Origin of the sequence: Actinosynnema sp. NPDC091369, assembly GCF_044757065.1 — a bacterium.
Lineage (GTDB): Bacteria > Actinomycetota > Actinomycetes > Mycobacteriales > Pseudonocardiaceae > Actinosynnema.
In genome coordinates this window covers 192,275-205,555 of the sequence record NZ_JBIVUG010000005.1, presented here as the reverse complement: position 1 = coordinate 205,555, position 13,281 = coordinate 192,275, and the positions used below count along the sequence as shown (strand labels likewise).

The 13,281-nt window shown below is 72.7% G+C and carries 10 protein-coding genes; 4 read left to right on the top strand and 6 right to left on the bottom strand.

Annotated features, from left to right (window positions below; translation table 11 throughout):
- Nucleotides 1-24: 24 nt before the first annotated feature.
- On the bottom strand, nt 25-606 hold the full coding sequence (locus ACIQMJ_RS20810; RefSeq protein WP_499762642.1) for a PadR family transcriptional regulator: 582 nt from the start codon (nt 604-606) through the stop codon (nt 25-27).
- Between the two features lie 75 nt (nt 607-681).
- Here ACIQMJ_RS20810 and ACIQMJ_RS20805 point away from each other — a divergent pair, with 75 nt between their 5' ends.
- Nucleotides 682-1,839 (top strand): winged helix DNA-binding domain-containing protein, encoded by a 1,158-nt coding sequence (locus ACIQMJ_RS20805; RefSeq protein WP_499762641.1) that lies wholly within the window; start codon nt 682-684, stop codon nt 1,837-1,839.
- Nucleotides 1,836-2,759: a GNAT family N-acetyltransferase gene (locus ACIQMJ_RS20800; protein ID WP_499762640.1), complete on the top strand. Its 924-nt coding sequence runs from the start codon at nt 1,836-1,838 to the stop codon at nt 2,757-2,759. Before ACIQMJ_RS20805 ends, ACIQMJ_RS20800 begins: the two co-directional genes overlap by 4 nt.
- A 57-nt stretch (nt 2,760-2,816) precedes the next feature.
- Here the strand turns inward: ACIQMJ_RS20800 and ACIQMJ_RS20795 are convergent, their stop codons facing one another.
- Both ACIQMJ_RS20795 and ACIQMJ_RS20790 read right to left on the bottom strand, forming a co-directional pair.
- On the bottom strand, nt 2,817-3,572 hold the full coding sequence (locus ACIQMJ_RS20795; RefSeq protein WP_499762639.1) for a putative protein N(5)-glutamine methyltransferase: 756 nt from the start codon (nt 3,570-3,572) through the stop codon (nt 2,817-2,819).
- A 141-nt stretch (nt 3,573-3,713) separates the two neighbouring features.
- Nucleotides 3,714-4,493, bottom strand: a complete 780-nt coding sequence (locus ACIQMJ_RS20790) for a TetR/AcrR family transcriptional regulator (protein WP_499762638.1) — start codon at nt 4,491-4,493, stop codon at nt 3,714-3,716.
- Between the two features lie 77 nt (nt 4,494-4,570).
- On the opposite strand from ACIQMJ_RS20790, the gene ACIQMJ_RS20785 reads away from it, so the two are divergent.
- Nucleotides 4,571-6,832 carry an ATP-binding cassette domain-containing protein gene (locus ACIQMJ_RS20785; RefSeq protein ID WP_499762637.1) on the top strand — a complete coding sequence of 754 codons (2,262 nt, stop codon included), beginning with the start codon at nt 4,571-4,573 and terminating at the stop codon, nt 6,830-6,832.
- A gap of 359 nt (nt 6,833-7,191) precedes the next feature.
- On the top strand, nt 7,192-9,072 hold the full coding sequence (locus tag ACIQMJ_RS20780; RefSeq protein WP_499762636.1) for a S8 family peptidase: 1,881 nt from the start codon (nt 7,192-7,194) through the stop codon (nt 9,070-9,072).
- 45 nt (nt 9,073-9,117) lie between these two features.
- Here ACIQMJ_RS20780 and ACIQMJ_RS20775 read toward each other — a convergent pair whose 3' ends face one another.
- The 3 genes from ACIQMJ_RS20775 to ACIQMJ_RS20765 all read right to left on the bottom strand — a co-directional run bounded on the left by ACIQMJ_RS20775 (nt 9,118) and on the right by ACIQMJ_RS20765 (nt 13,223).
- The gene (locus ACIQMJ_RS20775) at nt 9,118-10,296 is read right to left on the bottom strand and encodes a cellulose-binding domain-containing protein (RefSeq protein ID WP_499762635.1); all 1,179 of its coding nucleotides are present in this window, start codon (nt 10,294-10,296) and stop codon (nt 9,118-9,120) included.
- 141 nt (nt 10,297-10,437) lie between these two features.
- Entirely contained in the window at nt 10,438-11,706 is a 1,269-nt protein-coding gene (locus tag ACIQMJ_RS20770) for a tetratricopeptide repeat protein (RefSeq protein WP_499762634.1), read from the bottom strand.
- Nucleotides 11,646-13,223, bottom strand: a complete 1,578-nt coding sequence (locus ACIQMJ_RS20765) for an AfsR/SARP family transcriptional regulator (protein WP_499762633.1) — start codon at nt 13,221-13,223, stop codon at nt 11,646-11,648. The genes ACIQMJ_RS20770 and ACIQMJ_RS20765 overlap by 61 nt, the downstream gene beginning before the upstream one ends.
- Nucleotides 13,224-13,281 lie beyond the last annotated feature (58 nt).

Here is a 13,281-nt window from a genome sequence, read left to right as displayed (position 1 = left end):
CCCTGTGTTCAGCGCTCCCCCTCGCTACTCAAGTTTGAGTATAGCCCAACTGCCGGGTGCGCCGGGCGATCCCGGCTCCCCGGCCATGGGGTACGCGCCCGCTTCCAGGCGTTCGACCAGACCGCGCGTCCACTCCGCGCCCGTGGCCGCCGTGTGCTCCCACAGGCCGTACAGCTCCTTGACGTGCGCCGGCTCCCGCCACCGCCCCGCCTGCTCGCGCGCCGCCTCACGCCGGGCCTCCAACGTCGCCAGCCGTTCACCGAGCAGCCCCACGGCCTCCTCGCGGGTCAACGACGGCAGCAGCGCCAACCCCGCCGCCAGCAGGTCCGGCCGCGTCTCCGGCCGCCGCAACGCGTCCCTGAGCAGCTTGCGGTACTCGGCCTCGCCCTTGGCGGTGACCTCGTAGTCCGTGCGGCCCGGCGGCACGAGGTCGTCGACCAGGCAGCCGTCCTTCGTGAGCTGCTTGAGCGCGTGGTAGATCGAGCCCCACTTGACGTTGGCCCACTCCCCGGCACCCCACGACATCAGGTCGTTGCCGATCAGGTAGCCGTGGGCGCGCCCGTAGCCGCGCACCACCCCGAGCACCAGCAGCCGTGTTGCCGACATCGCGTCCTCGTCCAGCGGGATCCGGGTTCCGATCCCCGGTTTCGTCGGTCAGGGTAGATCGCCGAGGATGGGCCGGTGACGCTCGCCAAGATCGACGACGCCGGGCGCCGGGCCCGCCTGGGCGTCCGACACCTGCTGTCCACCCGTGCCGCCGAGGTCGAGGACGTGGTCCACGCGGTCGTGGGCCTGCACGCCACCGACCCCGCCACGGTGTTCCTGTCCGCCTGCGCCCGCCTGCACCGGCCCTCGGTGGCGGCGGTGGAATCCGCGCTCTACGACCGGCGGACCCTGGAACGGCTGCTGTGCATGCGCCGCACGATGTTCGCCGTCACGGCCGCCACCGCACCCGTCGTCCAGGCCGCCGCGGGCGCCGCCGTCGCCGCCCGGGAACGCCGCAAGCTCCTCGACTACCTCGCCGAGGGCGTCGGCTGGGACGCCGACCGGCTCGCCGAGGTCGAGCAAGCCACCCTCGACGCGCTGCGCGCCCGCGGCGAAGCCACCGCCGTCGACCTCACCCGGGACGTCCCCGCCCTGCTCGACCAGGTCGTCGTCGCGGCCGGCAAGCCCTACGAAACCCGCCAGAACGTCTCCAGCCGCATCATCCGCGTGCTCGCCGCCGACGGGTGGATGCGCCGCGGCCGCCCCCTCGGCACCTGGCTGAGCACCCGGTTCCGCTGGGAACCCGCCACCCCCTGGCCCGAGCTCGACCCCGCCCACGCCCGCGCCGAACTCGCCCGCCGCTGGCTCGCCTCCTACGGCCCCGGCACCGAGGCCGACCTGAAGTGGTGGACCGGCTGGAACCTCGGCCACACCCGCCAGGCCCTGGCCGCGGCGGGCGCCGTCGAGGTCGAGCTGTCCACCGGCATCGGCCACGCCCTGCCCGACGACCTCGACCCCGTGCCCGACCCCGAACCGTGGGCCGCGCTGCTGCCCGCACTGGATCCGACCCCGATGGGGTGGCAGGCTCGCGACTGGTACCTGCCCGCCCGGCACCGGCCCCGCCTGTTCGACACCGCGGGCAACGTCGGCCCGACCGTCTGGTGGAACGGCGAGGTCGTCGGCGGGTGGGCCCAGCGCGCCGACGGCGAGGTCGTGTGGCACCTGCTGCGCGACGTCGGCGCGGACGCGGAAGCGGCGATCGCCCGGGAGGCGGACCGGTTGGCGTCCTGGATCGGCGGGGTGCGCGTGATCCCCCGCTTCCGGACCCCGTTGGAGAAGGAGCTGGCGCGATGATCGTGTTGCGGAAGGTGGACGACGCGGCGGTCGAACGACTGCTCGGCCTCGCGGTGGCCGACGCCGACCCGGCCGACGTGATGCCGCCGGGCTGGACGCTCGACCGGCCCGACGAGTTCCGCGAGTTCTACCGGGGCTTCGCCGACGACGCCTACGAGATCGTCCGCGACGACCACACCGTCGGCATGGTCCGGCTCACCGCCAAGGGCGAGACCGGCATGTGGATCGCCCGCTGCGCCCGCGGCCACGGCGTCGGCCTGGCCGCCCTGCGCCGCGTCATCGAGGAAGCGCCCCGGCGCGGGATCACGACCATCGTCGCCGACACCACCACCGGCAACACCGCCGCCCTCGCCGTCCTGCGCAAGGTCGGCGCCACCCTGGAGGTCGACGGCACCCGGGTCTACGCCCGCATCCCGGTGCCCCAGGAGCCCTCACCCGACACCGCCGACCCCCGCGACCTGCTCCTGGACTACCTCGACTTCTACCGCGACGCCGTGCTCCGCAAGATCGACGGCCTGTCCGAGGACGAGCTGCGCACCAGCCGACTGCCCAGCGGCTGGACCCCGCTGGCCATGGTCAAGCACCTCGCCCACGTCGAGCTGCGCTGGCTGCGGTGGTGCTTCCGCGGCGAGGACGTCGAACGACCCCACGGCAACCCCGACGTCGAGAACGCCGAATGGGTCGTCGAGGACGGCGACACCACCGACGGCATCCGCGCCTTCTACCTCGACCAGTGCGCCCGCTCCCGCGCCATCGCCGCCGAGTCCGCCCTCACCGACCGCGCCGCCCGCTGGGACCGGCCCGACGGGCCCCGCGGCACGCTCGCCTGGATCCTGTTCCACCTGCTCCACGAGTACGCCCGCCACCTCGGCCACCTCGACGTCGCCCGCGAGCTGAGCGACGGCGCGACCGGGACCTGACCGGCCCTCCGCTGTCCCCCCGTCGCCACTCGGGACGGGGGGACAGCGGACCCGGACCTACCGCGACCCCACCACCACGGTCGCCGACAACTCCTCGTCCGACACCACCTCCGCGCGCAACCCACCCCGCGCGAACGCCGCCACCGTCCCCGCCGCCTGCCGCGCACCCGTCTCCACCAACAACCGCCCACCCGGCGCCAACCACCGCGCCGCGCCCGCGATCACCCGCCGCTGCACGTCCAGACCGTCCGCCCCACCGTCCAGCGCGACCCGCGGCTCGTGCTCCCGGGCCTCCGGCGGCATCATCCCGATCGCCCCCGTCGGCACGTACGGCGCGTTCGCCACCAGCACGTCCACCCGACCCGCCAACGACACCGGCAACGGCCCGTACAGATCACCCTCGTACACCCGACCCGCACCCACGTTGCGCCGCGCGCACGCCACCGCCGCCGGATCGACGTCCACCGCGTGCAACTCCACCCCCGGCACCCGGTCCACCACCGCGGCGCCCACCGCACCCGACCCGCAGCACAGGTCCACCACCACCGCACCCGGCCGCGCCACCCCCGCCGCCACCCGCACCAGGAACTCCGTGCGACGACGCGGCACGAACACCCCCGGCCCCACCACCACCCGCAACCCGCAGAACTCCGCCCACCCCACCACGTGCTCCAACGGCAACCCGGCCACCCGCCGCGCCGTCAACAGCTCCAACTCCTCCGGACCACGCGCGGCCTCCACCAACAACCGCGCCTCGTCCTCGGCGAACACACACCCGGCCGCGCGCAACCGCGCGACAACATCAAGATCCACGACGACGAACGCCTCTCGCGAGAAACCCGCGGGCGCCCTCACACCGCCACGACGCGGCCGGGAGCGACCCGATGCACACCAGCAGAAATGGGTCCCACCTCCCTAGTCCGCGCCAACCGGCACACCGTACAACACCCCACCTCAAGCACGAGCTCGCGCCACCGCCGCCTCCACACCGTCCAGCAACACCTCCAACCCCGTCACGAAGTTCCGCACCGCGTCCCGCTCCAAGTACGGCACGCACTCGTCCCCGTCCACCGGCGGCGGCTCCTCCGCGCCCAACCACGCCGACAGCGGGAACCGCTCCGCGAAGTCCGGCACCACCTGCTCGAACACCCCCGCCCGCGAGAACCACCACTCCTCGTCGGTCATCCCCGTCTCCCGCGCCGCCCGCCGCGCCTCCGCGATCACCCCCGCCGCGCCGCGCACGAACTGCACCACCGCGCCCACCACCCCCGGCAGCACCGACAACCCCAACCCCGTCGGCCGCAGGATCCGCAGCAACGCCTCCAGCATCGCGAACTCGTTCGGTCCCAGCACCGGCCGCGCCTGCGACACCTGCAACACCCACGGGTGCGCCAGGTAGCACTCCCGCACGTCACCCGCCCACGCCCGCAACGCCGCCCGCCACCCCGCGTCCACCGGGTAGTCCGACGGCAGCTCGCCCAACACCCGGTCGCACATCAGGTCCAACAGCTCCGCCTTGCTCGGCACGTGCGTGTAGAGGGCCATCGCCGAACGACCCAACCGCTCCCCCACCGCCCGCATCGACAACGCCGCCATGCCGTCCCGGTCGGCCACCTCGACCGCCGCGTCCACGATCGCGTCCACCGACAGCCCCGACCCCGACCCGCCACCCGGCGCACGCCACAGCAGCCGCATCGACCGATCCGCGTCACCCTGCCCCGCGAACACCGCCACTTGCCGCCCCTTTACGCTGTAAAGTACCGTGCCCGCGAGCACTTTACGCCATAAGCAAACCAGGGGGAAAGCCGGCGATGGCCGCACCAGCAGACAACCACGACCTCATCCAGGTACGCGGCGCCAGGGAGAACAACCTCGCCGACGTCTCCGTCGACATCCCCAAACGACGCCTCACCGTCTTCACCGGCGTCTCCGGCTCCGGCAAGTCGTCCCTCGTCTTCGGCACCATCGCCGCCGAGTCCCAACGACTCATCAACGAGACCTACACCGCGTTCATCCAGTCCTTCATGCCCACCCTCGGCCGACCCGACGTCGACGCCCTGCGCAACCTCAGCGCCGCCATCATCGTCGACCAGGAGCGCATGGGCGCCAACTCCCGCTCCACCGTCGGCACCGCCACCGACGCCCACGCCATGCTGCGCATCCTCTTCAGCCGCCTCGGCCAACCCCACGTCGGCACCTCCGGCGCCTTCAGCTTCAACCTCCCCGAAGGCATGTGCCCCACCTGCGAAGGTCTCGGCCGCGTCTCCGCCGTCGACGTCGACCACCTCGTCGACCGCACCAAGTCCCTCACCGAAGGCGCCATCACCGTCCCCGGCTTCACCGTCGACAACTGGTACGTCCAGACCTACGTCCAATCCGGCTTCTACGACCCGGACAAGAAGCTCCAGGACTTCACCGACGAGGAATGGGACGCCTTCCTCCACCGCGAAACCACCAAGGTCAAGATCGGCAAGACCAACGTCACCTACGAAGGACTCCTGGTCAAGGTCCAACGCCTCTTCCTCGGCAAGGACCGCGAATCCCTGCAACCCCACATCCGCGCGTTCGTCGACCGCGCCGTCACCTTCACCGAGTGCCCCGCCTGCCACGGCGCCCGGCTCAACGCCGCCGCCCTCTCCTGCAAGATCGACGGCCGCACCATCGCCGACTGCTCCACCATGCAGATCAGCGACCTCGCCGACTGGATCGCCAAGCTCGACGCACCCTCCGTCGGCCCCGTGCTCACCACCCTCAAAGAACTCCTCGACAACCTCGTCGAGATCGGCCTCGGCTACCTCAGCCTCGACCGACCCGCCGCCACCCTGTCCGGCGGCGAGGCCCAGCGCGTCAAGATGGTCCGCCACGTCGGCTCCGCCCTCACCGACGTCACCTACGTCTTCGACGAACCCACCGTCGGCCTGCACCCCCACGACATCCAGCGCATGAACGACCTCCTGCTCCGCCTGCGCGACAAGGGCAACACCGTCCTCGTGGTCGAGCACAAACCCGAGACCATCGCCATCGCCGACCACGTCGTCGACCTCGGCCCCGGCGCCGGCGTCAACGGCGGCCACATCACCTTCACCGGCACCGTCGCCGCACTCCGCGCCTCCGGCACCCTCACCGGCCGCCACCTCGACCACCGCGCGCGACTGCGCGACCAGGTCCGCACGCCCACCGGCCACCTCCCCATCACAGGCGCCTCCCTGCACAACCTCAAGGGCGTCGACGTCGACATCCCCCTCGGCGTCCTCACCGTCGTCACGGGCGTCGCCGGCTCCGGCAAGAGCTCCCTCATCCACGGCTCCCTCGGCCACCACGACGACGTCGTCACCGTCGACCAGTCCCCCATCCGCGGCTCGCGGCGCTCCAACCCCGCCACCTACACCGGCCTGCTCGACCCCATCCGCACCGCCTTCGCCAAGGCCAACGGCGTCAAACCCGCCCTGTTCAGCGCCAACTCCGAAGGCGCCTGCCCGAAGTGCAAGGGCATCGGCCTGGTCTACACCGACCTCGCGATGATGGCCGGCGTCGCCTCCGTCTGCGAGGAGTGCGACGGCAAGCGGGTCACCGCCGAGGTCCTCACCCACACCCTGCGCGGTCGCACCATCAGCGACGTGCTCGCCATGTCCGTCACCGAGGCGCGCGAGTTCTTCACCGAGAAGCAGGCCAAGGCCGTCCTCGACCGCCTGGTGGACGTCGGCCTGGGCTACCTGTCCCTCGGCCAACCCCTCACCACCCTGTCCGGCGGCGAGCGGCAGCGGCTCAAGCTCGCCATCCACATGGCCGAGAAGGCGTCCACCTACATCCTCGACGAGCCCACCACCGGCCTGCACCTCGCCGACGTGGACCAGCTGCTCGGGCTGCTCGACCGCCTCGTGGACGACGGCAACACCGTCATCGTGATCGAGCACCACCAAGCCGTGATGGCGCACGCGGACTGGATCATCGACCTGGGCCCCGGCGCCGGGCACGACGGCGGTCGGGTCGTCTTCACCGGCACCCCCGCCGACCTGGTCGACACCGCCTCCACCCTGACGGCGCAGCACCTCCGCGCCTACGTCGGGCGCTGACCGTCCGGGTTGTTTTTGGGTGCCAGTCCTCCTCCGGTGCCACGTCTGCGCCGGAGGAGGACTGCCTTTAGTCAACACTGAAGTTATTAAGATTTTTGACCAGTGGGGCGAGCGGTCACCTGATCGGTGGCTGCCGTTCGGAATACCGCAGGTCGTTCCCACTGCCGGCCGATTGTCCCGCCCCGGGCGGTCCTCTAACGTTGCCGATCACGTCCGCGCGAACGTGATCGCAGAACCTCCACTCCCCGGCTGACCCACGCCGCTCTCGGGTCTGCCGGAACCCCTGCACGAGGGAGAACCCTGCAATGGGAGACGTTCGCGGATCCAGACGCGCCCTGATCGCCTTAGCCGGCGCCGCGGTGACCGCCGCGGCCCTGGCCACCGGCGCCACGCCCGCCGCAGCCGAAGGCGACATCATCGGCGCCGGCAACCCGACCGCCATCGAGGACAGCTACATCGTCGTCTACGACGAGATGTCCACCCAGAGCGTCGACGCACTCACCGCCGACCTCAGCGCCAAGTACGACGCCAAGGTCGACTTCACCTACCGCCACGCGCTCAAGGGCTTCGCGGGCACGCTGTCCGAACGGGACGCGCGCCGCCTGGCCGCCGAGCCCGGCGTGGCCTACGTCCAGCAGAACGGCGAGGTCAAGGCCACCGGGACGCAGCCGAACCCGCCGTCGTGGGGCCTGGACCGGATCGACCAGCGCGACCTGCCGCTGGACTCGTCCTACACCTACCCGAACGACGGCACCGGCGTCACCGCCTACATCATCGACACCGGCATCCGGACCACGCACACCGACTTCGGTGGCCGGGCCTCCTGGGGCACCAACACCGTCGACACCAACAACACCGACTGCAACGGCCACGGCACGCACGTGGCGGGCACGGTCGGCGGCACGTCCCACGGCGTGGCCAAGGGCGTGCGGCTGATCGCGGTCAAGGTGCTCAACTGCGCCGGCTCCGGCTCGTTCGCGGGCGTCGCGGCGGGCATCGACTGGGTCACCGGCCACCACACCTCCGGCCCGGCCGTGGCGAACATGAGCCTCGGGGGCCAGGGCAGCGACGTCACCGGCGAGACCGCGGTCCGCAACTCGATCGCCGACGGCGTGACCTACGCGATCGCGTCGGGCAACTCCAACGCCGACGCGTGCAACTTCACCCCCGCCCGGGTCGCCGAGGCGATCACGGTGAACGCCTCGACCAACACCGACGCCCGTGCCTCGTTCTCCAACTACGGCACGTGCAGCGACATCTTCGCGCCGGGGCAGAACATCACCTCGGCCTGGAACACCAACGACACCGCGACCAACACCATCAGCGGCACGTCCATGGCGTCCCCGCACGTGGCGGGCGGCGCGGCGGTCCTGCTCGGCGCCACGCCGTCGTTGACGCCCGCGCAGGTCGCCTCCGCGATGATCACCAACTCCACCGCGAACAAGATCACCAGCCCGGGAACGGGTTCGCCGAACCGGCTGCTGTTCGTCAACACCGGCGGCGGCCCCGGCCCCGGCGACCCGGCGATCACCCCACCGGGCAACCAGACCGGCAGCGTCGGCACCGCCACCAGCCTGCAGCTCAAGGCTTCCGGCGGCGCGCCGCCGTACACGTGGTCGGCCACCGGCCTGCCGCCCGGCCTCACCATCGCCGCGGCCACCGGCCTGATCTCGGGCACGCCCACCACGGCGGGCACCTACAGCGTCACGGCGAACGTGACCGACAGCGCGGGCAAGTCCGCGAGCACCTCGTTCACCTGGACCGTCAACCCGCCGGGCGGCTCGTGCGCCGCGCCCGGTGAGAAGGTGGTCAACGGCGGCTTCGAGAGCGGCACCACCGGCTGGTCGAACGCCACCCACACCATCGCGGCGTGGACCGGCGAGGGCGCGCCCCGCACCGGCACGCGCTCGTCGTGGATCAGCGGCTACGGCTACAGCAACACCGAGACGCTGACCCAGACCGTCACCATCCCGGCGGGCTGCGCCAACACCACCCTGTCGCTGTGGCTGAAGATCAGCACCGAGGAGTACGAGCCGGAGGTGTTCGACACCTTCACCGTCTCGGTGGCGGGCACCACGCTGGCGACCTACACCAACCTCAACCCGTCCGGCTACGAGGTGCGCACCTTCAACCTGGGCGCGTACGCGGGCCAGAGCGTCACGCTGAGCTTCACCGGCGCGGAGGACTGGTCCTACCAGACCTCGTTCGTGCTGGACGACGTCTCGGTGAACGCCGCCTGACCCCGTGCGTGGGGGCCGGTCGCGACCGGCCCCCACGCCGTCAGCTCAGCACGCGATGGGCGAGGAGCCGACCGCCACGTCGTCGTACCAGAGGGTGTTCGCGCCGTCGCCGTAGCTCTCCCAACCCAGCCGCAGGTCGGTGACCGCGGGCCGCCAGTTGGTCTTGCGCAGCCACTGCGAGTCGATGTCGGGCGTGGACACGCCGTCGGCGACCAGGCCCTCGACCACCGAGCCGTTGAGCGAGGTGGAGATCCTGCCCGCCGGGTCGACGGTGAACTGGACGCAGTTCCACTGGCCGGTGGGCAGCGGCTTGCTCTTGGACACGCCGGTCGGGCTCTGCTCCGGCAGGGTCGCGTCGTCGGACTCGCGGTTCCACTGCAGCGCCGAGCTCTGGCCGCCCATCCGCAGGTCCTTGCCGCCGTCGGCGGAGTCCTTCATCGCCATGAACGTCACGTGCTGCTGCGGGAGCGCCGTGGTGTGGCGGACGTAGAACCGGCCGTGCACCACGCTCGTGCCGGTGATCGGCGTGCCGAAGAAGATGTGGTTGCAGTAGCCGGACGCGCCGTTGACCCGCACCGACTTCGAGCCGCTGTGCGCAACCGAGTTGTCGATGGCGACCGCGCCCTGGCCGGTGCAGTTGGGCGCGCCGACGGTCCAGCGGCCGCCCGGGGCGGACCCGGTCTGCTGCTCGAAGTCGTCGCAGACCGCCGCCGTGCCGCAGCCGACCGGCGGGTTGCCGGTCGTCGTGGTCGTCGTGGTCGTGGAGGTGGTGGTGGACGTCGTGGACGTCGTCGTCGTGGTGGTAGTGGTGGTCGTGGTCGGGCCGTCGCCACTGCACGAGACGCCGTTGAACGCGAAGTCGGTCGGCACCGCGTTCGTGCCGCTGTAGGTGGCCTGGAAGCCGAACTGGGCGCTCGCGCCCGTGGCCAGCGTTCCGTTCCACGGCATGTTGGACGCCGTCACGACGGCGCCGGACTGCTTCACGTCGGCGCTCCAGCCGGAGCTGACCGACTGGTTGCCGGCGAACGTCCAGGTGAGCTTCCACGAGGTGACCGGAGCGGACTGGTTGGTCACGGTCACGTTGGCGGTGAACCCGGTGGCCCACTGGTTGAGCTTGTAGTCCACGGCGCAGACGGGAGCCGCACCCGCCGTGCTGGCCCCGCCGATCACCACCAACCCGGCTATCGACACCACAGCGGCCACCGCCGCCAGCAGATTTCGCACAACAACCCCTTCGTTGTCGTTTCTGGGAGCGTTCCCAGAAACAGACTGTAACGATTCCGTCACCTCAATGGAATACTCCGCCTGCCGCAACGGTCACCCGGGACGAAGGCGTGCCGGAACCCGATCTCGGCGCGGGGATGGTCAGCCGACCACGGTGGACGACGTGCCCAGCCCTTCGAGCTGCCGCCGGACGCGTTCGGCGTCGTCGTGGCGTCCTTGTTCCCGGTAGAGCTCCCCCGCCTCGCGCCACGCCGCGCACGCCTCGGCGTGCCGCCCGAGTGCGGCGCACGCCCGGCCCTCCAGGTCGCGGACCCCGGCTCCGTGGTACGCGTCGCCGGCGCGGCGGAGCAGTCCGGCGGCTCGTCGGCAGCGGTCGACGGCCCGCTCGTGCTCGCCGGTGAGGTGGTCGACGTAGCCCAGGTTGGCCAGCGCGTGCGCCTCGCCGCCGGCGTTGCCGTGCCGTCGGTGCAGGGCGAGGGCGGCGTGGCAGTGGGCGCGCGCCGCGTCGTGGTCGCCGAGCCGGGCGGTGTGCCAGCCCACCTGGTTCAGCGCGTCGGCCCGCCACACCGGGTGGGCGTCGTGCCCGGTCGCGAGGTCCAGGACCCGTCGCGAGTGCTCCAGGGCTTCCCGGAAGTCGCCGCGCCGCTCCGAAGCCCACGCCAGGTGGAAGCGGATGTGGCCTTGGTGGACCACGTCGTGGTCGCGTTCGGCCAGGTCCAGCGCCCGGTGGAGGTGTTCGGCCGCCTCCGCGTGGTGTCCGAGGTCGGCGTGCGCGACGCCGAGGTGCTGGTGGATGACGCAGCGGACGGCGGCGTCGGGCAGGTGGCCGGCGGACTCCAGTGCCGTCTGCCACACCGCGAGATCGTCGTGCAGGTGTCCCCGCCGGGTGTGGAAGGAGCTCAACGTCCAGGCGATCCGCCACACCGCCTGGTGGTGCCCGCCGGTGGCGGAGGCGTTCTGGGCCGCGAGCAGGTTGGCGTGCTCCGCGTCGAACCAGGCCAGCGCGGCCGGCGCGTCCGGCAGCGGGTGGGGCCGGACACCCGGTTCCGGCGTCCCGGGTCGGACCGGCGGGCGGTGGGGGTGCAGCAGGCGGTCGGCCTCGTGGGCGGTGCGGGTGTAGAAGTCGAGCAGCCGCCGCGTCGCCGCCCACCGCACTTCTCCGGGCAGGTCGGGGGCGAGGGCGGCGGCGCGGGCGCGGACCAGGTCGTGCATCCGGTAGCGGCCAGGGGCGTCCTGGACGATCAACGACGCCTGTTCGAGCCCGCGCAGCAGGGTCCTGGTGTCGTTCGGGGACAGGCCGGTGAGGCACGAGGCGGCGGGGAGGCCGATGTCGGGCCCGGGGGCGGTGCTCAGCAGCGCGAACGCGGCCGCCTGGTCGGCGGTGAGGGCGCGGTGCGACCAGGAGAGCACGGCGGGCAGGCTCGCGGCCGGGTCCCCGTCGTCGAGCCCGTCCGGTCCGCTCTCGCGCAGCTCGGCCGCGAGGGCGGCGAGGGACAGGTGCGGTGGGTGCGGGCGCGGCCCGCGATGATGCCCAGCGCCAGCGGGAACCCGCCGCACGAGCGCACCAGGTCGGCGACCGCGGCGGGCTCCGCCTCGACCCTGGCGGCGTCGAGCCGGGCGGTGAGCAGGCGGCGGGCCTCGGAGTGGTCGAGGACGGGCAGCGCCAGCAGGTGCGCGCCGTGACCGGCGACCAGGCCGGGCAGGCGGTTGCGGCTCGTGACCAGCACGGTGCAGGAGGGGGTGCCCGGCAGCACCGGGGCGACCTGGGCGGTGTCGGCGGCGTTGTCCAGCACCAGCAGCACCCGCTTGTCCGCGACGAGGCTGCGGAACAGGGCGGTTCGGGCGTGCGCGTCGACCGGGACGCGGCCGGGCTCGACGCCGAGTGCGTCGAGGAAGCCGCGCACCGCCGCGGCCGGGTCCAGGGGCGGTCCGTCGGGGCTGAACCCGCGCAGGTCGACGAACAGCTGTCCGTCCGGGAAGCGGTGGGCGTTGCGGTGCGCCCAGTGCAGTGCGAGCCAGGTCTTGCCGATGCCACCCGGACCGGCGATGGCCGCCACGACCGCGGTCGTGGCGTCACCGGCGGCGGTGGTCAGCGTGGCGAGTTCGACCGCGCGGCCGGTGAAGTGCGGTGGCGCGGCCGGCAGTTGCCGGGGCGCCGGGCGCGGGACGGCCGGCGCGGGTCCGCTCGCGGTGAGCGCCGCGTCGGCGGTGAGGATGCTCTCGTGCAGCGCGCGCAGCTCCGGGCCGGGGTCGGCGCCCAGTTCGTCGGCCAGCCGAGTCCGCACCGCGTGGTAGTGCGCCAGGGCGTCGGCCTGCCGGCCGCACCGGTACAGCGCCACGAGGTACTGCGCGGCGACCCGTTCGTCGAGGGGGTCCTGCCGGGCGCGGGCGGCCACGACGGGCAGCACGTCGGTGTGCCGGCCGGCCCGGAGCGCCAGTTCGGCGTGGTCCAGCTCGGCGGCCCGGCGTCGCTGCTCCAGCGACTCCCTGACGGAGTTGATCCAGGGCGTGTCCAGCCCGGCGAACGGCTCACCGCGCCACAACGCCAGCGCCTGTTCCACCACCGCCGACCCCGCCGCCGGGTCGGCCGTGCTCCGGGCGCGGGCGAGCAGGCGCCCGAACCGGTGCAGGTCCACCGCGTCCGGGTCGACCCGGAGCTCCCACCCGCCCGACCGGCGCACGATGGTCACGTCCCGCAGCTCGGACAACGCCCGGCGCAGCCGGGACAAGTAGGCGTACAGGGTCTCGCGGCCCTTGGCGGGCACCCGCTCGCCCCAGGCCCGGTCGAGCAGGTGATCGGCGCCGACCACCCGGTTGGCGTCGACCGCCAGCGCCACCAGGACGCACTGCTGCCGGGCGTGCCCGACCTCGACCCGCCGAGCACCGGCCCGTGCTTCGACCGCGCCCAGCAGCCGCAACTCCCCCACGACCGCGTCCCCCTCGTCAGCGGCGGATCCCTCCCGTTCCACCGATAGCAGGACCACC